Source organism: Streptomyces sp. NPDC051909 (assembly GCF_040681095.1).
In the GTDB taxonomy this organism is placed as follows: domain Bacteria; phylum Actinomycetota; class Actinomycetes; order Streptomycetales; family Streptomycetaceae; genus Streptomyces.
This window is the reverse complement of sequence record NZ_JBFAYA010000006.1, coordinates 44,888-68,102: the sequence shown is the minus strand read 5'-3', so window position 1 is coordinate 68,102 and position 23,215 is coordinate 44,888. Positions and strand designations below refer to the sequence as shown.

Annotated in this window: 27 protein-coding genes and 1 tRNA gene; 9 read left to right on the top strand and 19 right to left on the bottom strand. The window is 70.3% G+C overall.

The window, feature by feature from the left end; genetic code table 11:
* Positions 1-47: 47 nt before the first annotated feature.
* Together AB0M18_RS11520 and AB0M18_RS11515 are read right to left on the bottom strand one after the other, a co-directional pair.
* Entirely contained in the window at positions 48-383 is a 336-nt protein-coding gene (locus tag AB0M18_RS11520; RefSeq protein ID WP_265869063.1) for a co-chaperone GroES, read from the bottom strand.
* 23 nt (positions 384-406) lie between these two features.
* On the bottom strand, positions 407-727 hold the full coding sequence (locus AB0M18_RS11515; RefSeq protein WP_365756641.1) for a DUF3618 domain-containing protein: 321 nt from the start codon (positions 725-727) through the stop codon (positions 407-409).
* Positions 728-890: 163 nt separating this feature from the next.
* Here AB0M18_RS11515 and bcp point away from each other — a divergent pair, with 163 nt between their 5' ends.
* Positions 891-1,364 (top strand): thioredoxin-dependent thiol peroxidase, encoded by a 474-nt coding sequence (bcp, locus tag AB0M18_RS11510; protein WP_365756640.1) that lies wholly within the window; start codon positions 891-893, stop codon positions 1,362-1,364.
* A 54-nt stretch (positions 1,365-1,418) separates the two neighbouring features.
* A tRNA-Leu gene (locus AB0M18_RS11505) sits at positions 1,419-1,502 on the top strand.
* A gap of 1 nt (position 1,503) precedes the next feature.
* Here the strand turns inward: AB0M18_RS11505 and rdgB are convergent.
* The 4 genes from rdgB to AB0M18_RS11485 all read right to left on the bottom strand — a co-directional run bounded on the left by rdgB (position 1,504) and on the right by AB0M18_RS11485 (position 3,748).
* Positions 1,504-2,106 (bottom strand): RdgB/HAM1 family non-canonical purine NTP pyrophosphatase, encoded by a 603-nt coding sequence (rdgB, locus tag AB0M18_RS11500; protein ID WP_365756639.1) that lies wholly within the window; start codon positions 2,104-2,106, stop codon positions 1,504-1,506.
* Between the two features lie 59 nt (positions 2,107-2,165).
* A complete protein-coding gene (locus AB0M18_RS11495) occupies positions 2,166-2,534 on the bottom strand; it encodes a hypothetical protein (protein WP_365756978.1) in 369 nt (122 codons plus the stop codon).
* 107 nt (positions 2,535-2,641) lie between these two features.
* Complete coding sequence (gene rph, locus AB0M18_RS11490; protein ID WP_265869068.1) at positions 2,642-3,373, bottom strand: ribonuclease PH; 732 nt, start codon at positions 3,371-3,373, stop codon at positions 2,642-2,644.
* An 84-nt stretch (positions 3,374-3,457) separates the two neighbouring features.
* Positions 3,458-3,748, bottom strand: a complete 291-nt coding sequence (locus AB0M18_RS11485; protein WP_365756638.1) for a PTS glucose/sucrose transporter subunit IIB — start codon at positions 3,746-3,748, stop codon at positions 3,458-3,460.
* Positions 3,749-3,888: 140 nt separating this feature from the next.
* Between AB0M18_RS11485 and AB0M18_RS11480 the strand changes: the two genes are divergently transcribed.
* Both AB0M18_RS11480 and AB0M18_RS11475 read left to right on the top strand, forming a co-directional pair.
* Entirely contained in the window at positions 3,889-5,190 is a 1,302-nt protein-coding gene (locus tag AB0M18_RS11480) for a PTS transporter subunit EIIC (RefSeq protein WP_365756637.1), read from the top strand.
* A gap of 247 nt (positions 5,191-5,437) precedes the next feature.
* Entirely contained in the window at positions 5,438-6,703 is a 1,266-nt protein-coding gene (locus AB0M18_RS11475) for a PTS transporter subunit EIIC (protein WP_365756636.1), read from the top strand.
* A 90-nt stretch (positions 6,704-6,793) separates the two neighbouring features.
* On the opposite strand, the gene AB0M18_RS11470 is transcribed toward AB0M18_RS11475, so the two are convergent.
* Complete coding sequence (locus AB0M18_RS11470) at positions 6,794-7,546, bottom strand: MBL fold metallo-hydrolase (RefSeq protein WP_365756635.1); 753 nt, start codon at positions 7,544-7,546, stop codon at positions 6,794-6,796.
* A 202-nt stretch (positions 7,547-7,748) separates the two neighbouring features.
* On the opposite strand from AB0M18_RS11470, the gene AB0M18_RS11465 reads away from it, so the two are divergent.
* The gene (locus tag AB0M18_RS11465; protein WP_365756634.1) at positions 7,749-8,249 is read left to right on the top strand and encodes a type II toxin-antitoxin system PemK/MazF family toxin; all 501 of its coding nucleotides are present in this window, start codon (positions 7,749-7,751) and stop codon (positions 8,247-8,249) included.
* 22 nt (positions 8,250-8,271) lie between these two features.
* Here AB0M18_RS11465 and AB0M18_RS11460 read toward each other — a convergent pair whose 3' ends face one another.
* The 7 genes from AB0M18_RS11460 to clpS form a co-directional block, all read right to left on the bottom strand.
* Positions 8,272-9,222 carry a cysteine synthase gene (locus AB0M18_RS11460; protein WP_365756633.1) on the bottom strand — a complete coding sequence of 317 codons (951 nt, stop codon included), beginning with the start codon at positions 9,220-9,222 and terminating at the stop codon, positions 8,272-8,274.
* Between the two features lie 14 nt (positions 9,223-9,236).
* Complete coding sequence (locus AB0M18_RS11455; protein WP_356074708.1) at positions 9,237-9,515, bottom strand: MoaD/ThiS family protein; 279 nt, start codon at positions 9,513-9,515, stop codon at positions 9,237-9,239.
* Positions 9,516-9,648: 133 nt separating this feature from the next.
* On the bottom strand, positions 9,649-9,765 hold the full coding sequence (locus AB0M18_RS11450; RefSeq protein ID WP_365756632.1) for a putative leader peptide: 117 nt from the start codon (positions 9,763-9,765) through the stop codon (positions 9,649-9,651).
* Between the two features lie 107 nt (positions 9,766-9,872).
* The gene (locus AB0M18_RS11445; protein WP_365756631.1) at positions 9,873-10,298 is read right to left on the bottom strand and encodes a M67 family metallopeptidase; all 426 of its coding nucleotides are present in this window, start codon (positions 10,296-10,298) and stop codon (positions 9,873-9,875) included.
* Positions 10,299-10,394: 96 nt separating this feature from the next.
* Complete coding sequence (locus tag AB0M18_RS11440; protein WP_365756630.1) at positions 10,395-11,831, bottom strand: amino acid permease; 1,437 nt, start codon at positions 11,829-11,831, stop codon at positions 10,395-10,397.
* A gap of 336 nt (positions 11,832-12,167) precedes the next feature.
* Positions 12,168-12,752, bottom strand: a complete 585-nt coding sequence (locus tag AB0M18_RS11435; protein WP_365756629.1) for a DUF2017 domain-containing protein — start codon at positions 12,750-12,752, stop codon at positions 12,168-12,170.
* Positions 12,752-13,066, bottom strand: coding sequence for an ATP-dependent Clp protease adapter ClpS (gene clpS / locus AB0M18_RS11430; RefSeq protein WP_361583099.1), 315 nt, complete (start codon positions 13,064-13,066; stop codon positions 12,752-12,754). The genes AB0M18_RS11435 and clpS overlap by 1 nt, the downstream gene beginning before the upstream one ends.
* 105 nt (positions 13,067-13,171) lie before the next feature.
* Between clpS and AB0M18_RS11425 the strand changes: the two genes are divergently transcribed.
* Positions 13,172-14,500 carry a nicotinate phosphoribosyltransferase gene (locus tag AB0M18_RS11425; RefSeq protein ID WP_365756628.1) on the top strand — a complete coding sequence of 443 codons (1,329 nt, stop codon included), beginning with the start codon at positions 13,172-13,174 and terminating at the stop codon, positions 14,498-14,500.
* Between the two features lie 89 nt (positions 14,501-14,589).
* Positions 14,590-15,183 carry an isochorismatase family protein gene (locus AB0M18_RS11420; RefSeq protein WP_365756627.1) on the top strand — a complete coding sequence of 198 codons (594 nt, stop codon included), beginning with the start codon at positions 14,590-14,592 and terminating at the stop codon, positions 15,181-15,183.
* 18 nt (positions 15,184-15,201) lie between these two features.
* Here the strand turns inward: AB0M18_RS11420 and AB0M18_RS11415 are convergent, their stop codons facing one another.
* Together AB0M18_RS11415 and AB0M18_RS11410 are read right to left on the bottom strand one after the other, a co-directional pair.
* The gene (locus tag AB0M18_RS11415; protein ID WP_365756626.1) at positions 15,202-15,504 is read right to left on the bottom strand and encodes a hypothetical protein; all 303 of its coding nucleotides are present in this window, start codon (positions 15,502-15,504) and stop codon (positions 15,202-15,204) included.
* Between the two features lie 144 nt (positions 15,505-15,648).
* The gene (locus AB0M18_RS11410; RefSeq protein ID WP_365756625.1) at positions 15,649-18,063 is read right to left on the bottom strand and encodes an immune inhibitor A domain-containing protein; all 2,415 of its coding nucleotides are present in this window, start codon (positions 18,061-18,063) and stop codon (positions 15,649-15,651) included.
* A gap of 333 nt (positions 18,064-18,396) precedes the next feature.
* On the opposite strand from AB0M18_RS11410, the gene AB0M18_RS11405 reads away from it, so the two are divergent.
* Complete coding sequence (locus AB0M18_RS11405; RefSeq protein WP_365756624.1) at positions 18,397-18,678, top strand: hypothetical protein; 282 nt, start codon at positions 18,397-18,399, stop codon at positions 18,676-18,678.
* A gap of 87 nt (positions 18,679-18,765) precedes the next feature.
* On the opposite strand, the gene AB0M18_RS11400 is transcribed toward AB0M18_RS11405, so the two are convergent.
* Both AB0M18_RS11400 and AB0M18_RS11395 read right to left on the bottom strand, forming a co-directional pair.
* Positions 18,766-19,494: an RDD family protein gene (locus AB0M18_RS11400; RefSeq protein WP_365756623.1), complete on the bottom strand. Its 729-nt coding sequence runs from the start codon at positions 19,492-19,494 to the stop codon at positions 18,766-18,768.
* A gap of 47 nt (positions 19,495-19,541) precedes the next feature.
* On the bottom strand, positions 19,542-20,966 hold the full coding sequence (locus AB0M18_RS11395; protein WP_365756622.1) for an RDD family protein: 1,425 nt from the start codon (positions 20,964-20,966) through the stop codon (positions 19,542-19,544).
* A gap of 321 nt (positions 20,967-21,287) precedes the next feature.
* On the opposite strand from AB0M18_RS11395, the gene AB0M18_RS11390 reads away from it, so the two are divergent.
* A complete protein-coding gene (locus AB0M18_RS11390; protein WP_365756621.1) occupies positions 21,288-21,779 on the top strand; it encodes an SsgA family sporulation/cell division regulator in 492 nt (163 codons plus the stop codon).
* An 11-nt stretch (positions 21,780-21,790) separates the two neighbouring features.
* Here the strand turns inward: AB0M18_RS11390 and AB0M18_RS11385 are convergent, their stop codons facing one another.
* Positions 21,791-23,179, bottom strand: coding sequence for an FAD-linked oxidase C-terminal domain-containing protein (locus tag AB0M18_RS11385; RefSeq protein ID WP_365756620.1), 1,389 nt, complete (start codon positions 23,177-23,179; stop codon positions 21,791-21,793).
* Positions 23,180-23,215 lie beyond the last annotated feature (36 nt).

Sequence of the window (23,215 nt, the reverse complement as noted above, 5' to 3'; positions counted from 1 at the left end):
CCGGACTACGGCTCCGGCAATCGCTCCGGCTACGGCTACGGCTACGGCTACAGGTACAGGCCGGTCGAGTCCGCGCTCTGGAACCGGTCCGCCGCCACCGCGTGCAGATCGCGCTCGCGCATCAGCACATAGGCCACGCCCCGCACCTCGACCTCCGCGCGGTCCTCGGGGTCGTACAGGACCCGGTCGCCGATCTCCACGGTGCGGACGTTCTGCCCGACCGCGACGACCTCCGCCCAGGCAAGGCGACGGCCGACGGCCGCGGTCGCCGGAATCAGGATGCCGCCGCCCGACCGCCGCTCCCCCTCGGGGGTGTCGGTCCGGACCAGGATCCGGTCGTGGAGCATCCGGATGGGCAGCTTGTCGTGGGTGTTCTCGCTCACGGGAACGAACCTACCCGCCCGGCTCAGTCCTTGTGCCGCCGGGAGGAGCTCACCAGGAGCCCGATCACGGCGACGGCGACGACCGCCACCGGCACCACGCGCTCCAGGCGCGGCGTGCCGTCGTCGTGGGTGAAGCGGGCCTTCACGTCCGAGACGACCCGGTTGACGGCCACGAACGCGCGGCCGGCGGTGTGGTCGACCTGGGCGGCGACCTTCGCCTTCGCATCCCCGATGATCGTCTTCGGGTGCATCCGAATGCCGATCTCGTCGAGAGTGACGGCGAGCTGCTCGCGCCGGCGGACGATGTCCGCCTCGATCTGCGCAGGGGTCCTGGCGTCCGACACCGAGCTGCCTCCGTAGTGGTGTTCCGGTCGTGTCTTCCGGTGGTGTGTTCCGGTGGTGTTCCGGTCGTTGACAGACAGTCTGTCAGCTTCCCCCGCCGCGGGTTGTCCCCGACCCCCATTAGGCTCTCATCGCGTAAGCGAGTTTTCCCGAGGAGAGCCAGCCATGAGCGAGCGACTGCAGCCCGGCGACACCGCCCCCGCCTTCACCCTCCCCGACGCGGACGGCACCGAGGTCTCCCTCGCGGACCACCTGGGCCGCAAGGTCATCGTCTACTTCTACCCGTCCGCGCTGACCCCCGGCTGCACCAAGCAGGCCTGCGACTTCACCGACAACCTGGACGTGCTGGCGGGCGCGGGCTACGACGTCATCGGCGTCTCCCCGGACAAGCCGGAGAAGCTGGCGAAGTTCCGCGAGAAGGAGAACCTCAAGGTCACGCTGGTCAGCGACCCCGAGAAGAAGACCCTGGAGGCGTACGGCGCCTTCGGCGAGAAGAAGCTCTACGGCAAGACGGTGACGGGCGTCATCCGCTCGACCGTCGTCGTGGACGAGGAGGGCAAGGTCGAGCGCGCCCTCTACAACGTGAAGGCCACCGGCCACGTCGCCAAGATCATCAAGGACCTGAAGATCGAGGCCTGACCGACGGCGGTCTGTGAGCAGGACTGCCCGGCCAGTAGCATGACCGGGCAGCGAGCGGCCGTGGTGGAATTGGCAGTCACGCTGGGTTTAGGTCCCAGTGGGGTAATACCCGTGGGGGTTCGAGTCCCCCCGGCCGCACTTATGAGAGCAGCTCCCGCACCACCGGCACCAGGGCCCGGAAGGCCTTGCCGCGGTGGCTGATCGCGTTCTTCTCGGCCGGGGTGAGTTCGGCGCAGGTCACCTCATAGCCGTCCGGCTGGAGGATCGGGTCGTAGCCGAAGCCGTTGGTGCCGACGGGCTCGTGGCGGAGGGTGCCGGGGAGGCGGCCCTCGACCACGCGTTCCGTGCCGTCCGGGAGGGCGAGGGCGGCGGCGCAGGCGAAGTGGGCGCCGCGGTGGGCGTCGTCGATGTCGGCGAGCTGGGCGAGGAGAAGGTTCAGGTTGGCCTTGTCGTCGCCGTGGGTGCCGGCCCAGCGGGCGGAGAAGATGCCGGGGGCGCCGTTCAGGACGTCGACGCAGAGGCCGGAGTCGTCGGCGACGGCGGGCAGGCCGGTGGCCCTGGCCAGGGCGTGGGCCTTGAGCAGGGCGTTCTCGGCGAAGGTGACGCCGGATTCCTTGACGTCGGGGATCTCGGGGTACGCGTCCGCGCCGACGAGTTCGAGGTCGAGGCCCGCGTCGGCGAGGATCGCGTGGAGTTCGGAGATCTTGCCCGCGTTGCGGGTGGCGAGGATCAGACGGGTCATGCCCCGATTATCCGAGCCCCCGCCACACGGACCACGCGCGGCCCAGGGCCGGACAGGCCCTAGCCGGGGGTGCAGACCTTGCCCACCTCGGTGGCCGCATCGGTGATCGGCTTGATGTCGGGCGTGGTGTCGCCGTTCTTGACCGCCGTGCGGACGGATTCGACGCCCTTGGTGAGGTCGTCGACGGCCTTGGACAGGTCCGCGTTGTCCGTCGTGTTCTTGAGGTTGCCCAGCTCGGTGTCGATGCTGTTGAGGGCTTCCTCGATCTGGGTGGGGTCGTTGGAGGCGTTGCTCACGGCCTGCGAGAGCTTGTCGACGGAGGTGGCGATGGCATCGGCCGTCTTGATGCAGTCCGCGGCCTTGTCGAGCGCTCCGCAGCCGGTCAGGCCGGTGACTGCGAAGGCGGCCGTGGCGACGGCGAGGGCTATGGTGCGGCGGCGCTTCACGTTCGGGTCCTCCCCCTATGTACGTACAGACGTGGACGGGGCGCACGGTTCGACCCGTGCGCCCGTGTCGTGAAGGACGCGGTGGCGTCCTACAGAGTTCCTTCGAGGGCCTTGCGCTGGATCTCGGCCAGTTCGGCGCAGCCGCCGGAGGCGAGGTCGAGGAGGGCGTTGAGCTCCTTGCGGTCGAAGGGCTCGGCCTCGGCGGTGCCCTGGACCTCGACGAAGCGGCCGTCGCCGGTGCAGACGACGTTCATGTCGGTGTCGGCGCGCACGTCCTCCTCGTAGCAGAGGTCGAGGAGCGGGGTGCCGTCGACGATGCCGACGGAGACGGCGGCGACGGTGCCGGTGAGCGGCTTGCGGCCGGCCTTGATCAGCTTCTTGCCCTGGGCCCAGGCGACGGCGTCGGCGAGGGCGACGTAGGCGCCGGTGATGGCGGCGGTGCGGGTGCCGCCGTCGGCCTGGAGGACGTCGCAGTCGAGGACGATGGTGTTCTCGCCGAGGGCCTTGTAGTCGATGACGGCGCGCAGGGAGCGGCCGATGAGGCGGGAGATCTCGTGGGTGCGGCCGCCGATCTTGCCGCGGACGGATTCGCGGTCGCCGCGGGTGTTGGTGGCGCGCGGGAGCATGGAGTACTCGCCGGTGACCCAGCCTTCGCCGCTGCCCTTGCGCCAGCGGGGGACGCCTTCGGTGACGGAGGCGGTGCAGAAGACCTTGGTGTCGCCGAAGGAGATCAGTACGGATCCCTCGGCGTGCTTGCTCCATCCGCGTTCGATGGTGACGGGGCGGAGCTGTTCGGGCGTACGGCCGTCGATACGAGACATGCCACGAGCGTAGCCCCATGACGGAGGGGCCCGTTCCCCTGCCGGAACGGACCCCTCCTGCTGACCTCGGCCGGTGTCAGCGCGTCACATCATGTCTTCGATGTCGGCGGCGATCGGGTCCGCGTCGGTGCCGATGACGACCTGGATGGCGGTGCCCATCTTCACGACGCCGTGGGCGCCGGCGGCCTTGAGAGCGGCGTCGTCGACGAGGGACGGGTCGACGACCTCGGTGCGGAGGCGGGTGATGCAGCCCTCGACCTCTTCGATGTTGTCGATGCCGCCGAGGCCGGCGACGATCTTCTCAGCCTTGCTGGCCATATGTCTCTCCCTGTCCGTCTCTGCGCACCTGCGGTCCGCTTTGTCACGGTAACGCACGGTTGGCCCAACCTCGCGAGCGGATGCCGCCGTTCTGCCGAATGATGACGATCACCGGCGGCCTGCCCTGAGCGACCTCCGGGACCCTACCGCAACTGGTCTACACCAGTATGCATCCGCAGGACCCAGGGAGGACGCCGATGAGTAGCGCCAGTGCCGCCGCCGCGCCGAAGGGCTCGACGGGGAGCCGCTTCTTCCAGGGGCTGCAGAAGATGGGCCGCAGCCTCCAGCTACCCATCGCGGTGCTGCCGGCGGCGGGCATCATCAACCGGCTCGGCCAGGATGACGTCTTCGGCCCGGACGGCCTCGGCTGGGACAACGTCGCCAAGGTGATGAAGGGGGCGGGCGGCGCGCTGCTCGACGGCAGTCTCGGTCTGCCCCTGCTGTTCTGCATCGGCGTGGCGATCGGCATGGCGAAGAAGGCGGACGGCTCGACGGCGCTGGCGGCGACGGTCGGCTTCCTCGTCTACTTCAACGTGCTGCGGCAGTTCCCGAAGACCTGTCCGCCGGGTACGAAGGACATCAGCGGCGGCTGCCTCGCGCCGGACGAGGCCTTCGTCGGCTACACGTACCAGAACCCGGGGGTCTTCGGCGGCATCATCATGGGCCTGCTGACGGCGTATCTGTGGCAGCGGTACCACCGTACGAAGCTGGTCGACTGGCTGGGCTTCTTCAACGGCCGGCGGCTCGTCCCGATCATCATGGCCTTCGTCGGGATCGCCGTCGCCTCGCTGAGCGTGTGGGTCTGGCCGCCCATCGGCGACGGCCTGGAGAACTTCAGCGACTGGCTGGTCGGGCTCGGCGCCTGGGGCTCGGGCATCTTCGGCGTCGCGAACCGCGCGCTGCTCGTGATCGGCCTGCACCAGTTCCTGAACGTGCCCATCTGGTTCCAGTTCGGCTCGTACACGAAGCCGGACGGCGTCACGGTGCACGGTGACATCACCATGTTCCTCGCGGGCGACCCGGAGGCCGGCCAGTTCACCACGGGCTTCTTCCCGATCATGATGTTCGCGCTGCCGGCCGCCGCGCTCGCGATCACCCACTGCGCCAAGCCGCACCGGCGCAAGGAGATCGGCGGCCTGATGCTGTCGGTCGCCCTGACCTCGTTCGTCACCGGCATCACCGAGCCGATCGAGTACTCCTTCCTCTTCATCGCGCCGGTGCTGTACGCGATCCACGCGGTGCTCACGGGTGTCTCGATGGCGGTGAGCTGGGCGCTCGGCGTGAAGGACGGATTCAGCTTCTCGGCCGGCCTGATCGACTACGTGATCAACTGGAACCTGGCGACCAAGCCGTGGCTGATCATTCCGATCGGGCTGTGCTTCGCCGTCGTCTATTACGCGATCTTCCGGTTCGCGATCACCAAGTTCGACCTGCCGACCCCGGGGCGCGAGCCGGAGGAGCTGGAGGAGGAGATGGAGCGGGACGTCACGAAGGCGTGAATCAGCCGCACGACCCGCCCCCAAGGGCCCTCGGACCTCACGGTCCGGGGGCCCTTTGTCGTCGCCTGTCCGGCTTTGCCGAAGCCCACAGAATTCACAGGTTCCTTATCTAAGTCTCACGTGCTAAAACTGGTCTACACCACTCATTGGTGTAGACCACGCGGTCCAGACCACCGCGTTCCCCGAGACGCCGCCGTCACCCCCGTAGCACCTGTCCCTGGCGGCGCCTTGCCCACTGGAGGAAGTTGTGTCTACGGCAACCGCCGCTCCCGCGGCCGACAAGAAGAGGGGCGCCGGCCCGATGGCCGTCATGCAGCGCATCGGCCGCAGCCTCATGCTGCCGGTCGCGGTGCTGCCCGCCGCCGCGCTCCTGGTCCGATTCGGCCAGCCCGACATGCTCGGCAGGGAATCGTTCCCGACCTTCATCAACAAGATCGCCGGCTACATGGCCGCCGGTGGCGGCGCCCTGCTCGACAACATGGCGCTGCTGTTCGCCGTCGGCATCGCGATCGGCTTCGCCAAGAAGTCGGACGGGTCCACGGCCCTCGCGGCCGTGACGGGCTACCTGGTCTTCAAGAGCGTGCTCGGCACGTTCACGGACAGCAGCCTGCCCAAGAAGGAAGCCATCGTCGACGGCAAGATCGTCCTGGTGGAGCAGGCGGTCGACGCCAAGGTGCTCGGCGGCGTGGTCATGGGCATCATCGTCGCCCTCCTCTACCAGCGCTTCTACCGCACCAAGCTGCCCGACTGGGCGGGCTTCTTCGGTGGTCGCCGCCTCGTCCCGATCCTGTCCGCCTTCGCCGGTCTGCTCACCGGCGTCGTGTTCGGCCTGATCTGGCCGTGGCTCGGGTCCGGTCTGCACTGGTTCGGTGAGAGCCTGGTCAACTCCGGCGCCGTCGGCGCGGGCATCTTCGGTGTCGCCAACCGTGCGCTGATCCCGGTCGGCATGCACCACCTGCTGAACTCCTTCCCGTGGTTCCAGGCCGGCGAGTTCAACGGCAAGAGCGGCGACATCGCCCGCTTCCTGGAGGGCGACCCCACCGCCGGACAGTTCATGACTGGCTTCTTCCCGATCATGATGTTCGCCCTGCCCGCGGCCTGCCTCGCGATCGTCCACTGCGCCCGCCCGGAGCGGCGCAAGGTGGTCGGCGGCATGATGTTCTCCCTCGCGCTCACCTCCTTCGTCACCGGCGTGACCGAGCCGATCGAGTTCACCTTCATGTTCATCGCCCCGGTGCTCTACGCGATCCACGCGGTCCTGACCGGTGTCTCGCTGGCGCTGACCTGGTCCCTCGGCATGAAGGACGGCTTCGGCTTCTCCGCCGGCGCGGTCGACTTCTTCCTGAACCTCGGTATCGCCTCGAACCCGTGGGGTCTGGCGCTGGTCGGCCTCTGCTTCGCGGCCGTCTACTACGTGGTCTTCCGCTTCGCGATCATCAAGTTCAACCTTCCGACCCCGGGCCGCGAGTCCGACGAGGAGCTCGCGGAGCTGCAGAAGGCGGAGGCGAAGTAGCCTCCCGCGCACACCGAAGCCCCTGCCTCTCCTCGTCGAGGGGCAGGGGCTTCGGCCGTTCCGCTCAGATCTCGTAGTCAGATCTCGTGGTCAGATCTCGTACACCGCGCCCGCGCGCGCCAGTTCCGCCGGGCCCGCGTAGACCTCGCGCGCGTCGGCCAGGTTGCGCTCGCCGTCCGTCCACGGCGGGATGTGGGTGAGGACCAGGCGGCCGACGCCGGCGCGGGCGGCGTGGGCGCCGGCCTCGCGGCCGTTGAGGTGGAGGGCCGGGATGTCCTCCTTGCCGTGGGTGAAGGAGGCCTCGCAGAGGAAGAGGTCGGTGCCGTCCGCCAGCTCGTGGAGGGCGTCGCAGACGCCGGTGTCACCGGAGTAGGTGAGGGAGCGGCCGCCGTGCTCGACCCGGATGCCGTACGCCTCGACCGGGTGCTGGACCTTCTCCGTACGCACCCGGAAGGGGCCGATCTCGAAGCTGCCGGAGCTCAGCGTGCGGAAGTCGAAGGCCTCGCCCATCGCGCCGGGCGTCGGGATGTCCGCGTACGCCGTGGTCAGGCGCTGCTCCGCACCCTCGGGGGCGTACACGGGCAGGGCCGGGCAGCGGCCGCCGTCGTGACGGTAGTAGCGGGCGACGAAGTAGCCGCACATGTCGATGCAGTGGTCGGCGTGCAGATGGCTGAGGAAGATCGCGTCGAGGTCGTACAGACCGATGTGGCGCTGCAGCTCGCCGAGGGCGCCGTTGCCCATGTCGAGGAGCAGCCGGAAGCCGTCGGCCTCTACGAGGTAGCTCGAACAGGCCGATTCCGCGGACGGGAACGACCCGGAGCAGCCGACGACGGTGAGCTTCATGGAGCGTGAACCTCCGTGGACGGGTGCGGAAAGCGCGCTGCTGGCGGGGAGGTCGTGCGGTCTGTCGAGAGTACGGCGCGTGGCGGCCGGTCGCTCCTCCGTGGCGGCCCGTTGTGGGGGAACTCACGGGCGCTGTCACCGGTTCGGATGGATGGCGGGGCGTCCCGGCGGCGCGGCGTGCGCGGCGGTACGGTCTTGAGGTATGGACATGTCGTGGTGGCCCGCGCTCGTCGCGGTGGTGGTGCTCGCACTCGCGGTGGCGCTGGCCTGGGGGTCCCCCCGGACGAAGTCCGGGGGAGGGTGGCGCCGCTCGGGCCGTCGGCCCGCGGGCCGTACGCGTCCGCCGGCCCGGCCGGAGCGGACCGCTCCCCCGCGCGGGCCGGCGCCGGAACGGCAGCCGCGGCCGGGCGAGATCTGGTGGGCGGACGTGCCGTTCGAGGACGGGCCGGGGTCGAAGGACCGGCCGTGTCTGGTGCTCGCGCTGCGCGGGGACTGCGCGTTGGTCGCGAAGATCACCAGCAAGTACCACGACGAGCGGCCGGGGGTGATCGCGCTGCCGCCGGGCTCGGTGGGCGACGCGCAGGGGCGGCCGAGCTTCCTGGAGACGGACGAGCTGCGGGACGTGCCGGTGTGGGAGTTCCGCCGGAGAGTGGGAACGGCGGACCCGGTCGTGTGGGACCAGGTCCGCCATCTGGCGCGTTAGCGGGCGCCGGGGGCCGAGCGGCTCACGCCCAGAGCTGGTCCTGGACCGTCGCGATCGCCTCTTCGGTCGTCGCGGCCGTGTAGAGGCCGGTCGACAGGTACTTCCAGCCGCCGTCGGCGACGACGAAGGCGATGTCGGCGCTCTCGCCGGCCTTGACGGCCTTGTTGCCGACGCCGATCGCCGCGTGCAGGGCGGCGCCGGTCGAGACGCCCGCGAAGATGCCCTCCCGCTGGAGGAGTTCGCGGGTGCGGGTGACCGCGTCGGCGGAGCCGACGGAGAAGCGGGTGGTGAGCACGGAGGCGTCGTACAGCTCGGGCACGAAGCCCTCGTCGAGGTTGCGCAGGCCGTAGACGAGGTCGTCGTAGCGCGGCTCGGCGGCGACGATCTTGACGTCGGGCTTGTGCTCGCGCAGGTAGCGGCCGACGCCCATGAGGGTGCCGGTGGTGCCGAGGCCCGCCACGAAGTGCGTGATGGAGGGCAGGTCGGCGAGGATCTCGGGGCCGGTGGTGGCGTAGTGGGCGCCCGCGTTGTCCGGGTTGCCGTACTGGTAGAGCATCACCCAGTCCGGGTGCTGCTCCGCGAGCTCCTTGGCGACCCGGACGGCGGTGTTGGAGCCGCCGGCGGCGGGGGACGAGATGATCTCGGCGCCCCACATGGCGAGCAGCTGGCGGCGCTCCTCGCTGGTGTTCTCCGGCATGACGCACACGATGCGGTAGCCCTTGAGCTTGGCCGCCATGGCGAGCGAGATGCCGGTGTTGCCGCTGGTGGGTTCGAGGATGGTGCAGCCGGGGGTGAGCCGGCCGTCCTTCTCGGCCTGCTCGATCATGTGGAGCGCGGGGCGGTCCTTGACCGAGCCGGTGGGGTTGCGGTCCTCCAGCTTGGCCCAGATCCGGACGTCGTCCGAGGGGGACAGGCGCGGCAGCCGGACGAGGGGCGTGTTGCCGACCGCGGCCAGCGGGGAGTCGTAGCGCATGGGGACCGGTCCGCTCAGACCATGCCGCCGGCGACGGCCGGCAGGATCGTGACGTTGTCGCCGTCGGCGAGCTTGGTCTCGATGCCGTCGAGGAAGCGGACGTCCTCGTCGTTCAGGTACACGTTGACGAAGCGGCGCAGCTTGCCGCCGTCGACGATGCGGGCCTCGATCCCGGTGTGGCGCGTCTCCAGGTCGGCGAAGAGCTCGGCGAGGGTGTCGCCCTTGCCCTCGACGGCCTTGGCGCCGTCGGTGTAGGTGCGGAGGATGGTCGGGATGCGGACCTCGATGGCCATGGCGTGGGCTCCTTGAGAGGGGCGTAGTGGCTGGCGTGCAGCGGGCGTGGTGGCGTGATGGGCGCGCGTGCGGCCCCCGCGCGAAGGGGGGTGGTGCGGGGCGTGCGCTCGGGCCGTGCGGTCGGTCGGTCGCTCAGAGCGCGGCGCGCGGCGGACACATCGCGCTGGCGAGGCGGCACAGGTCGACGTGCAGCCGCGCCACGAGCAGGGGGGTGCCCGGCGTCTCTTCGCTCACGTCGTGGGAAACCATGCGCTCATCGTATCGATTCCCGGTCCGGGTTCCGGAATGTGATCTCACATCCCGGACTGATCGCGTTCGCCTGCCGGACCCGGGGAGCGGGCCGCCGGCCGTACGCCCTACTCGTACGCCTCGACGACCTTGACCTCTTCCTCCTCCACCACGCCGTCGACGATCGTGTACGAGCGGAACTGGAAGGGGCCCGCGCCGTCGGTGTCGGCGGTGGAGACCAGGACGTAGTGCGCCTGCGGCTCGTTGGCGTAGGAGATGTCGGTGCGGGACGGGTAGGCCTCGGTCGCCGTGTGCGAGTGGTAGACGATCACCGGCTCCTCGTCGCGGTCGTCCATCTCGCGGTAGAGCTTGAGCAGATCGGCGGAGTCGAACTCGTAGAAGGTGGGCGAGCGCGCCGCGTTGAGCATCGGGATGAAGCGCTCGGGGCGGCCGCTGCCGGCCGGTCCCGCGACCACGCCGCAGGCCTCGTCGGGGTGGTCCGCGCGGGAGTGTTCCACGATCTGGTCGTACAGGGCTCGGGTGATGGTCAGCATGCCGACAGGATAAGCAGACGGGCCGCCCCGTACCGAGGTGCGGTACGAGACGGCCCGGATGCTGAGACCTTGCAGGTCGGAGCCGTACGGAGCCGGTCAGGCCTTCTTGACGAACGCGGCGCCCTCGGGGTTGCGGGCCTTGAGCACCAGGTAGGAGACGGCCAGGATCAGGCCCCACACCGGGGCGCCGTACAGCGCCACGCGGTTGTCCTTGTCCATGCCCATGGTCACGATGACCATGCCGATGAAGGCGAGCGAGAAGACGCTGAGCCAGATGCCGCCGGGGGCCTTGAAGGAGGACTGGGGCAGCTCGCCGCGGTCGGCCTTGAGGCGGTAGCGGATCTGGCAGATCAGGATGACGATCCAGGCCCACATGCCGGAGATGGTGGCGAAGGAGACGACGTAGTTGAACGCCTCGCCGGGCCACTGGTAGTTGATCCAGACGCCGACCGTCATCAGCGCGGCCGAGACGGTGGTGCCGACGAGCGGGGTGCCGCTGCGGGTCAGCCTGGTGAAGACCTTCGGGCCCTGGCCGTTGAGCGCGAGGTCGCGCAGCATGCGGCCGGTGGAGTACATGCCCGAGTTGCAGGACGACAGGGCGGCGGTGAGCACCACGAAGTTCACGATGGCGGCGCCGATGCCGAGGCCCATCTTCTCGAAGGCGGCGACGAACGGGGAGACGCCCGGCTGGAACTCGGTCCACGGGACGACCGACAGGATCATGATCAGCGCACCGACGTAGAAGACGGCGATGCGCCACGGCACGGTGTTGATGGCCTTCGGCAGGACCGTCTTCGGGTCCTTGGACTCGCCCGCGGTGACGCCGACCAGCTCGACGGCGAGGAAGGCGAACATGACCATCTGGAGGGTCATCAGGGTCGAGCCGATGCCGTTCTCGCCGGCGAAGAAGCCGCCCAGGTCCCACAGGTGCGTCACGGACGCGGTGTCGCCGGCGTCGGAGAAGCCGAGGGTGAGGATGCCGGCGCAGATCAGGATCATGCCGACGATGGCGGTGACCTTGACCATGGAGAACCAGAACTCGAGCTCACCGAAGAGCTTCACCGAGATCAGGTTGGCGGCGTAGAGGATCACCGTGAAGACGAGGGCGGACAGCCACTGCGGGATGTCCCACCAGTACGTCATGTAGGTGGCCGCGGCGGTGACCTCGGTGATGCCGGTGACGACCCAGAAGAGCCAGTACGTCCAGCCGGTCACGAAGCCCGCGAACGGGCCGATGAACTCGCGGGCGTACTCGGAGAAGGAGCCCGAGACCGGGCGGTACATGAGGAGCTCGCCGAGCGCCCGCATGATGAAGAAGATGACGAGGCCCGCGATGGCGTACGCGAGGATCAGGCTGGGGCCCGCGATGGAGATGCCCTTGCCCGCGCCCAGGAAGAGGCCGGTGCCGATGGCGCCGCCGATCGCGATCATCTGGATCTGACGGGCGCCGAGCGCCCGGTGATAGCCCTCGCCGGCTGCGGTGTCCGCGGCCTCATTGCCGTCGTGCTGCTTGTCGACCTGCACTGAGGTCATGGTGGTGCGCCTTTCTCCATGCTGATCCGCGCACCGGCCGACTCGGCCGTCCGTGCTGCGGATCAGGTCCTGATCCCCCCGGATGTGGAATGGAGTGCCACCGGCGGTCAGCCGGTCAAAGCGCCCCCGGGGACAGGGGTGGCGTCCCCGGGTGGTCGTGAAGATTTATCACGGGGTTCACCGTGATCGACCGTTGTGCGCGTGACCCACACCACTCGAAAGAGCGGACGAAAGGGACTCAACAGAGCAAGAAGGGCACTTGGATAACGTATTCGTTATCCGGATTTGAGCGTCCGCTGAGCGAACACGCCGCGACGCACGCCGCGACGGCCACGCCTACGGCAGCAGAGTCTCGACGAGGGACTCCTGCAGCGCGCCCAGCCACAGGTACGCCATCACCATCGGCTTGCGCGGATCGTCGTCCGGCAGCCGGTACAGCTCCTCGCTCTCGTCGTCCTCCGTGACCTCCAGGCGGGTGCCGATGGTCAGCCGGAGGTCGTTGAGCGCGCCGAGCCAGGCGCGGGACTCGTCGGCGGTCAGCTTGAGGATGCCGCCGCCCTCCCCCACCGCGTCGGTGCTGAGCGAGTCGAGGCTGCGCACCACCGTGTGCGCGTCGTCGCGCTTGCGGGCCCGCAGGTCGTTCTCGGTGTAGCGGCGGAAGTCGGCGGCCGCCTGGCGCAGCTCGTCGGTGTCGTCCCCGTACGCGTCGGGGAAGAGCCGGCGCAGCGCCGGGTCGGCGGGCGGCTCGCTGGGGCCCTCGACGAACAGCGCGGCCAGCGGGTCGGCGTCCTCGGCCGGCTCGTCGCCGGGACCGATCAGCTCCATGAGCTGGACGGCGAAGGAGCGCAGGATGGAGATCTCGACCTCGTCGAGCGCGACGGCCGCGCCGCCGCCCGGAACGGCCTCGAAACGCCCCGCCATCAGCCGCGGTCCTGGGAGAGGGTCGCCCACAGGCCGTAGCCGTGCATCGCCTGCACGTCCCGTTCCATCTCCTCGCGGGTGCCGCTGGAGACCACCGCGCGGCCCTTGTTGTGCACGTCGAGCATCAGCTTGTGCGCCTTGTCCTTGGAGTAGCCGAAGTACGCCTGGAAGACGTACGTGACATAGCTCATCAGGTTCACCGGGTCGTTGTGCACGAGGGTCACCCACGGCACGTCCGGTTCGACGACGGCGGAGACCTCCTCGGCCGACTCGGTCCGCTCGATCTCGATAGGCGCAACACTCACTTGTCCCATGCTGCCACCCTTACCGGCCCGTCGCACAAACGGGTCACCTGCGCGGGTCCACTCGTCCGGCAGGGGTATTCGTCAAACTGACGAATACCCGCTAGCATTCCTCATATGAACGCTGCGGACCTTGGGCTGCCGGTGGATGTTCCGTCGACCGCGCTCTTCACCGACCAGTACGAGCTGACCATGCTCCAGGCGGCCCTCCGGGCCGGCACGGCGGACCGCCGGTCCGTCTTCGAGGTCTTCACCCGCCGGCTGCCCGAGGGGCGGCGCTACGGCGTGGTGGCGGGCATCGGACGGGTCCTGGACGCGGTCGAGAACTTCCGCTTCGACCCGGCCGTGCTCGGCTTCCTGCGCGAGCGGGGCATCGTCGACGAGCCGACCCTCCAGTGGCTGGCCGGCTACCGCTTCTCCGGCGACATCTGGGGCTACCCCGAGGGCGAGGTGTACTTCCCGGGCTCGCCGGTCCTGCGCGTGGAGGGCTCCTTCGCCGAGTGCGTGCTCCTGGAGACGGTGATCCTGTCGATCCTCAACCACGACTCGGCGATCGCGGCCGCCGCCTCCCGGATGTCGGCCGCCGCGGGCGGCCGCCGGCTCATCGAGATGGGCGCCCGGCGCACCCACGAGCTGGCCGCCGTGGCCTGCTCGCGCGCCGCCTACGTGGGCGGCTTCGAGGCCACCTCGGACCTCGCGGCAGGCTTCCGCTACGGCATCCCGACCGTGGGCACCTCCGCCCACGCCTTCACCCTGCTGCACGACACCGAGCGGGACGCCTTCCGGGCCCAGGTCGACTCGCTGGGCGACGGCACCACGCTCCTCGTCGACACGTACGACGTCACCGAGGCCGTCCGCACCGCCGTCGAGGTGGCGGGCCCCGGGCTCGGAGCCGTCCGCATCGACTCCGGCGACCTGCTGCTCGTCGCGCACCGGGTGCGGGCGCAGCTGGACGAGCTGGGCGCCACCGACACGAAGATCGTGGTCACCTCGGACCTCGACGAGTACGCCATCGCCTCGCTCGCGGCCGCGCCGGTCGACGCGTACGGGGTGGGCACCCAGCTGGTCACCGGCAGCGGCCACCCGACCTGCTCCATGGTCTACAAGCTGGTCGCCCGGGCCTCCTCGGCCGACCCGAAGGCGCCGCTGACGCCGGTGGCGAAGAAGTCGGTGGGCGGCAAGGCCTCCATCGGCGGCCGCAAGTGGGCGGCCCGCCGCGCCGACGCCGCCGGGGTCGCCGAGGCCGAGGTCGTCGGCACCGGCCAGGTCCCGCCGGAGCTCGTCGACCGGCAGTTGCTCGTCGAGCTGGTCAAGGGCGGTGACGTGGTGGCCCGGGAACCCCTGGAGGCCGCCCGCGCCCGCCACATCGCGGCCCGCGCCGCGCTCCCGATGTCGGCGATCCAGCTGTCGCGGGGCGAGCCGGTGCTGCCCACGGAATACCTGTAACGCCTCCTGGCGCCCCCTCCCGCCGGGAGGGGGAAGTCTCTAGGCTCGAATCCGACCCCACCCGCCCCGTCTCGGCAAGGACACCCGCCATGCACCGCGCATTGATCGTTGTGGACGTTCAGAACGACTTCTGCGAGGGCGGCAGCCTCGCGGTGGCCGGGGGCGCCGATGTCGCCGCCGCCGTGACCGAGCTAATCGGGGCGGCGGGCGGGGCCGGCTACCAGCACGTGGTGGCGACCCGCGACCACCACGTGGAGCCGGGCCCGCACTTCTCGGACCACCCGGACTATCTGACCTCCTGGCCGCGGCACTGCGTGGCCGGCACCGAGGGCGTCGGGTTCCACCCGAACTTCGCGCCCGCCGTCGCCAGCGGCGCGATCGACGCGGTCTTCGACAAGGGCGCGTACGAGGCCGCGTACAGCGGCTTCGAGGGCCGCGACGAGAACGGCAGCACGCTCGCCGACTGGCTGCGCGCCCGCAAGGTCACCGAGGTGGACGTGGTCGGCATCGCGACCGACCACTGCGTGCGGGCGACCGCCCTGGACGCGGCCCGCGAGGGCTTCCGCACCCAGGTGCTGCTCGACCTGACGGCCGGCGTGGCGAAGGAGTCCACGGACCGGGCCCTGGAGGAGCTGCGCGCGGCGGGCGTCGAGCTGACCGGCAAGCCGGTCGTCGCCCCGTAGCACCCCTGAGGGCCTTCCTCAGGCCGCCGGGGCCTTCGGCAGCGACCGTATGGGGTGCCACAGCTCCTGCGGGCAGCTGCGCCACAGCATCCCCTCGGGGTGGTGGAGCACGGCCGTGATCTCGTCCGGGGTGGGCGGCTCGGCGTTGCCGCGGAGGTAGACCGCGCGCAGCCCCAGGTTCCGCAGCCTGGTCAGGGCGCGGGCCCGGTTCGCCGCGTGCACCAGGAAGCGCACGGTGGCCCCGTCGCCGGCCGGGCTGGGCAGGCCGATGGCGACGACGACACTGCCTCCCGGCAGTCTGCAGAACCCTCCGCTGGGCATGCGGAACCACTCCCCCGTGGAACTACTGTCAATAAGGTCGGACGGCGATGAGCCGTAGACGCACCTAAACACGATCGGCCGCCGCCCGCTAGGGGGCGACGGCCGATCATGCTCTGACCTGCGAAGACGCAGGAGAATTAACTTCTACTTCACCGAGGGGCCGACCTGGACCGTGACGGACTGGCCGTCCTTCGGCTCCTTCACGACCTGGATCTTGGTGTTGGTGTCAGTTACCTGGACACCGGCGCGCGGGTTCTCGGCGAACCAGTACACGCCCTTCTTGTCGTCGAAGACCGGGTTGCCGGCCTGCGACGGGACCCACGTGGCGACGTCCTTGCTGTGCAGCTGGAAGCCGTCGGTGCGGGCGATGGTGAACGGCGAGTCGTACGCCTGGACGCGGTTGCGCATCAGGGTGCCGTCACGCCACTTCAGCGGGCTCGGGTGCGAGTCGATCGGGAGGACCAGACCCTGGCCCGGGTGCTGGGAGGTGTTGTTGTCCTTCTGGGACAGGTCCCACTTCCAGATCAGCAGACCGTTCTGGTACGCGTAGTGCTCGACCCAGCTCGCCTTGTCGCCGGTCCAGCCGAAGTTGTACGGGCCGACCTTGAGGGTCTTGTCGTACGAGACGTACTGGCGGTTCTCCGCGATGTAGTACTGCTCGTACTCCTTCGTGAAGCCCTTGCCGACCCGCGAGAAGCCCTTGCCGACCCAGCCGTTGTCACCGTTCTCGGCGTTGTCCGAGAAGACGGCGGCACCGTCGGCGGTCAGCGTGATGGCGTCGGCGGTGAAGCCCTTGCCGCCCGCGCCGCCGTCCGTCTGGTAGCGGAAGCGGAGGTCGAACTTCTTGCCCGCGTACGCGTCCAGGTTGTAGACGAGCTTCTTGTGCGTGCCGGAGACGTCGGTCAGCGCCGGGGCGCCCGAGGCGTCCTTCGGGATGGCCACGCCGTCGGCGGTGCCGTCCACGGCGGTCCAGTTGGCGCCGCCGTCCGTCGACACCTCGGTGTAGAGGTAGTCGTAGTCCAGCTCGATGTCGTACCAGCCCTGGAGCTCCAGGGAGGCCGAGGTCTTGCCGGTCAGGTCGACCGAGCGGGTCAGGGTGTTCTTGAGGTCGTCACCCATGTTGCTCCACCACTGGGTGGCACCCTCGGCCGGAGCGACGATGTCGGTGGTGACGGCCTTCTTCGGCAGCTCGACGAGGAGCGCCTGCGGCAGCTTGGTGTTGTACTCCGAGACGCCCAGCTTGTGGGTGGTCTTGGTGCCGCGCTGCCAGTCGTTGACCTTGGCGTAGTTCAGCCAGCCGAGCTGCAGCTTGTCCCAGGCGTTCATGTCGCCGGGGAGGTCGCCGATCGAGTCCTTGCCGGTGCCGAGCCAGGAACCGGAGGACATCAGGGTCCAGAAGCCGGTCGAGTTCTCGCCGCCCGCGGTGTCGTAGTGGTCCGGCAGACCGAGGTCGTGGCCGTACTCGTGGGCGAAGACGCCCAGGCCGCCGTTCTCCGGCTGCATCGTGTAGTCGCCGACCCAGATGCCCGAGTCGCCGATCTGGGTGCCGCCGGACTTGTTGTTCGCCGGGCCGGTCTTGCCGGCGTCGGTGCCGTAGGCGTACCAGCGGTGCGCCCAGAGCGCGTTCTTGCCCTCGACGCCGCCGCCGGCCGACTCGTCCTCGCCCGCGTGGACGATCTGGAAGTGGTCGATGTAGCCGTCGGGCTCGTTGAAGTTGCCGTCGGCGTCGAAGTCGTAGCGGTCCCACTGGTCGTACTGCGCCAGCGTCGCCTTGATCTCGGCGTCGGTCTTGCCCTTGGCCTTCTGGTCGGCGTTCCAGGCGACGAGGCCGTCGCGCACGGTGTCCCACACGTTGGCGCAGTTGGTCTGGCCGCAGTAGTTGGAGCCGTAACGGGCCTCGTTGTACGGGACCTTGACCCAGTCGGAGACCGCACCGTCGACCGAGTAGCGGCCGGACGAGGTCTTCTCGTAGTAGGTCTTCAGGGACTGCTTCGGCTGGCCCTTCTTGTCCTTGCCGGTGCCGAAGTACAGGTCCTGGAAGTGCTGCTGGTTGTAGTCCGCCTGCCAGGCGGTCGAGTTGTCCGTCGACCGGTCGGGCTGGGCTATGGAGTTGTGGAGCGGGCCGGGCTGGCCGCCGTACTTCGGCTTGAGCTCGGTCGTGTCGTCGTCCTTGCGGTCGACCAGGGTCGTGTTGTCCACCTGGTCGCCGAACTCGACGAGGATGGTGAAGATCTTGTCGGTCTTCTCGCGGGCCAGCTCGACGTACTTCTTGCTGTCGAGCTTGACGACCTGGGAGCCGTTGCGGCGCTCGACCTTGGTCTCGCCGTTGAGCACCTGCTCGATGGCGGCCTGGCGCTGCGCGGCCTGCTGCTTGCTGTACGGACCGTCGAGGTCGTGGTCGACCGTGGTCTTGTCGGCGGCGTTCGCCCGGGCCGCGGTGGCGGCCTGCGCGGGGGTGGTCGTGTCCGCCCACGCGGTGAAGGTCGAAGCGGTCGCTGCGGTGGCGGCAAGGGCCACCACGATCGCGGACGCGCGGATCGCCCGTCGTCTGTTGTTCACTTGTTTCTGTCCTCCCCGGCGCACCTCGCGCGGCGGATCGGTGGTGGGGTGTCCGCCGGACGGGTGACGCGTCACAAGTGACGACATTCGACCGGAGTTGAAGCAGAAAAGACAGACCTTGACTTGTGCAGGCCAACTGCACTATGCGGGATCGGATTTCCGATAGTCGAACATCGAACGAACTTCCGTCGCCCGCATATGCGACATGACCGTGCGCCCCTGCGCCCCCCGTGCATCGGAGCGTGGGTTAGGTCACGCTTAGTTCCCCTGCGGCCGGGCATCCACCGTCGTAGAGTCGCACTCGCCCAGCGCCCCCGAGGGACGGTAACCGCCATGCAGCGACCGAACGCCGCTCAGTACGCCACCGGTTCGGCCACCGTCGTACTCTCGACCGTCGCCCTGCTGCTGCTCTCCGGCACGACCACGACCCTCGGCATCGCGGTCATCTCCGCCGCGGGTCTGATGCTCGGCGTGCTGGTTGCGGTGACGATGCCGGTAGGAGCGCGGCACGTCAAGACCTCCGCGGCGACTTCTGTCGACGTGGCCCGGGACACAGCGATCCGGGTGCCCGCCGCACCCGTGGGCGCGGGCGCGGACACCCGGATCGGTTCGTAACCGCTCTTCCGTTTCGTACGGTTGGCGGCTTCCTGCTCTTGCGGGACCACTGCGGGGCTACTGCCGGCGGGACTACCGCGGGCGTGACTACTGCGGGACGGACACCACGACCGTCTTCGCCGCCTTGTCATGCAGGCCCTGTTTGTACGGCTTGTCCACGAGGATCAGGATCAGCAGGAGCAGCGGCCACAGGCACGCGCAGCAGATCAGCGTCGGCAGCCAGAGCACGACCGAGCGGATCAGGGAGGCGTTCATCGACGGCGTGGACCCGTCGTTGAGCATCGCGACCCGCAGCTTCAGCCACTTCTTGCCGAGCGTCTGGCCGCCCTTGGCGACCATGACGGCGTCGTACGCGACGAACGCGACGATCGTGATGAGCTGGAAGACCAGCTGCCCGCCGCCGTTGAGGCTGTTGACCGTGTCGTCCCAGTCGTTGCCGTTCCCGGCCCGGTCGTAGACGTCGAACGGGATGCCGATGACCGCCAGCGGCACGGCGATGATGAGCCAGTCGACGACCCGGGCGGCGATGCGCCGGCCGGACTCGGCGAGCGGGGGCATCCCGGCGAGCGGATCGGTCCCGCCGTAGGGCCCACCGCCGTAAGGACCCCCGCCCCCTCCGTACGGTCCTCCGCCGCCGTACGGATCGCCGCCGCCACCGCCGTACGAGGGAGGCGGCGGGGGCATCCGGTCGTACGGGCTCCCCGACGGAGGCTCCTGCGGGGGCTGCTGCGGCGGCTCCTGCGGGGGCCGTTTGCGGAACGGGTCGTCGTCGGGCGGCGGCTGACCCGGGGGCGGCGGCGGCTGGTCGTTGCTCATGGGGGCAGTGCACCCCGGGCACCGGACCCCCGCAATCCGGGCTGGCCCTACCGGGCGACGAAGGTGCCGGCCGCCTTGTCGTGCCAGCACTGGCGCCACGGGCGGTCGAAGAGGCACCAGACGACGTTGAACAGGCCGATGCCGAGCAGCCCGAGCACTCCGTAGAGCAGCCAGCGGCGCAGCGCGGCGCCGAAGGTCGGCGGGTGCTGCCCCTCGATGTCGCGGACCTCGATGCCGCACAGCTTCTTGCCCAGCGTGCGGCCCCACTTGGCGGTGGGCAGCGCCTCGTACAGCGTGCCGAGGACGAGGAACGCGGCGAGCACGATGCCGAACTGCACGGAGGTGGTGCCGTCGACCAGCCACACCTGCACGGTGACGCCGGTCTGCCGGGCTGCCTCGATCTTCTCCTGGAGGTGCTCGATCGCGGCGGTCACGAAGGGGTACGACACGGCGCCGACCAGCGCCCCGAGCACCGCGCCGTCCACCAGGCGGGCGAGCAGCCGCCGTCCGAGCCCGGCGGGCCGCGCCGCCGCCTGCGCCCGCGCCGCCGCCTGGAACACGTCCTCGACGGGTGGCTTCCACGGCACGACGGGCTGCTGCGGGTCCTGCGCGGCCGGAGTCGGGGCGGGGGCCGGCGCGGGCGTGGGGGCGGGAGCGGGCGTGGGGGCGGGAGTCGGTACGGGCGCCGGGACGGCCGGGTGCGCGGGCTGCGGGCTCCACGTGGCCGGGGCCGGCGCGGGGGTGACGGGCATGCCGCCGAGGCGCGCGGCCGGAGCGACCGGCGCGGCGGCGGGGCGCTGCTCGGGGACGGTGCCGCCGGCCTCCGGCCAGGCGGGGGCCGGGGCCGGGGTGGCCGGGGCCTCCGGGGCGGCCCCCTCCAGGGGAGCGACGGCCGTCGCCGGGTCGCGGCGCATCGAGACCCCGCCACCGGAAGCGGCGGCAGGACCTGCGGGCGCCGCCTGGCCGCCGGCCGACGGCCAGGCGGCCGCGGCGCGCGGATCGGCGGCAGCGGCAACGCCCGCGGCCGCGGAGGCGGCCGGCGCGGTGGGCTGCTGCTCGTCCTGGACACCCCACGAGACCTTCTGGTCGCGCTCGCCGCCGAAGCCGGTCTGCCGGGAGGTGCTGGCCTGCCAGGCGGAGGCGGGCTCCTGGGGAGCGGCCGCGGCGGGTTCCGGTTCGTCGTCGAGGAAGACCGGGCCGGTCTCCTCGACGGCCGGGACCGCGGGGACGGCCTGGACGGCCGGGGCCGCCGGGGCCGCGGGGAGTCGTGGCGCCGGGGCCGGGCTCGGCGCCACCTGCGGGGCGACCGGCACGGGCGGCGCCGGCGGCGCCTCGCCCTCCTTGGGCGCGGGCCGACTCGTACCGGGAACCCACGCGCCGCCGTTCCAGAAGCGGATGTACCCGGGAATCGACGGGTCCGGGTAGTAGCCCGCCTGCGGTACCTCTCCGCCGCCTCCAGGTGGAGTAGCCACTGCCCCGACTCCGTTCAGTCACAACGCCGTTGATCCGCCCGGGCCGCGCGGCGTCCGCGCCGACCGCCCCGCGCCCCAGGGAGGACAGTAACGAAGAACGCCGCCGCAGGGAGAAGGAGCCCGCCAGAAAGCCCGCCTTCGAGCGACAGTCCCGGAATTTCGTCACTCACCGTGATTCTCGGGCCCTACCCATGAGGCCCGGAAAAAATTCCTCAGAAAATTTCCCGAAGTCGCGTAATGAACCGGCCCGACCCCTCTCTCCCCCTGTGCAGGCCCACCGCGGGCCCGTACGTGAGAGACCCAAGAGAGAGGCCGCACGCCATGCAGAACACCGAGAACAACGTGGTCGAGCGCGAGCTGGAGCTGAAGCTGGTCCTGTCCCCGGAGCGCTCGGTGCCGGTCCCGGCCCGGCTCGCGTACCGGGTGGACGACCCGTACGCCGTCCACATCACCTTCCACATCGGCTCCGAGCACCCCGTCAACTGGACGTTCGCCCGCGAGCTGCTCGTGGAGGGCGTCTTCCGGCCGTGCGGCCACGGGGACGTGCGGATCTGGCCGACGAAGGTCGACGGCCGCAACGTCATCCTGATGGCGCTGTCCTCCCCCGACGGCGACGCGCTCCTGGAGGCGCCGTCCGCGCAGGTGTCCGCGTGGCTGGAGCGGACCCTGCGCGCGGTCCCGCCGGGCACCGAGACCGAGCAGCTCGGCATCGACGACGGGCTCGCCGAACTGCTCGCCACCACCGTGGTGGCGGACGAGCTGTGGCTGCGCGACCCGTGGCCGTCGGACGAGTCCGGTGACGGTGAGCTGTGAGCCGAGCGGATTCAGAAGAGCTTTCCCGGGTTCAGCAGGCCCAGTGGGTCGAAGGTCTGCTTGATCCCGCGCTGCAGCTCCACGCCCACCGGCCCGAGCTCCCGGGCCAGCCACTCCTTCTTCAGCACGCCCACCCCGTGCTCCCCGGTGATCGTGCCGCCGAGCGCGAGGCCGAGCGCCATGATCTCGTCGAAGGACTCGCGCGCCCGGCGCGACTCGTCCTCGTCGGCGTGGTCGAAGCAGACGACGGGATGGGTGTTGCCGTCGCCGGCGTGCGCGCAGACCCCGATGGTCAGCCCGTACTTCCCGGCGATCTCCGCCGTGCCCGTGAGCATGGCGGCGAGCTTGGTGCGCGGCACGCACACGTCGTCGATCATCGTGGCCGTCTTGATGGTCTCCAGGGCGGTGAGCGAGAGCCGGCGGGCCTGGAGGAGCAGTTCGGACTCGGCGGCGTCGTCGGCCGGTACGACCTCGGTCGCCCCGGCGGCCCGGCACAGCTCCGCCACGGCGGCCAGATCGGCGGCCGGGTCAGGGGTGTCGAAGGCGCACAGGAGCAGCGCCTCGGTGGTGTCGGGAAGGCCCATGTGGGCGAGCTTGTTGACGGCCCGGACGGTGGTGCCGTCCATGAGTTCGAGGAGCGAGGGTGTGTGGCCGCGCTCCATGATCGTGCAGACGGCCTCGCAGGCGGCCTCCGCCGAGGGGAACTCGGCGGCGAGCGCGAGCTGCGCGGGCGGCTGCGGCTTGAGCGCGAGCACGGCTCCGACGACGATGCCGAGGGTGCCCTCGGAGCCGACGAACAGCCGGGTCAGGTCGTATCCGGCGACGCCCTTGGCGGTGCGCCGGCCGGTGCGGAAGAGTCGGCCGTCGGCCAGGACGACGTCGAGCCCGAGCACGTACTCGGCGGTGACCCCGTACTTCACGCAGCACAGACCGCCGGACGCGGTGCCGATGTTGCCGCCGATGGTGCACATCTCCCAACTGGAGGGGTCCGGCGGGTAGTACAGGCCGTGTTCGGCGACGGCCCGGGACAGCACGGCGTTGATCACGCCCGGTTCGACGACGGCGATCCGGTCGACCGGGTCGATCTCCAGGATGCGGTCCATCTTGACGAGGGAGAGCACGATGCAGCCCTCGGAGGCGTTGGCCGCGCCGGACAGACCGGTGCGGGCGCCCTGCGGGACGACCGGCAGGCGCAGTTCGGTCGCGGTGCGCATGACGTGCCGCACCTGTTCGACGGTGCGCGGAAGCACGACGGCCGCGGGGGTGCCGGCCGTGCAGAAGCTCGCCATGTCGTGGGCGTAGGAGGCGATGACGTCGGGGTCGGTGAGCACGGCCTCGGCCGGGAGCCCGGCGCGCAGAAGGGTGTGCAGGGTGTGGAGCCTCTCGTGAAGATCGTCCATGCGTCCAGCGTGGCACCCGGGGCCATCGGTGTGAAC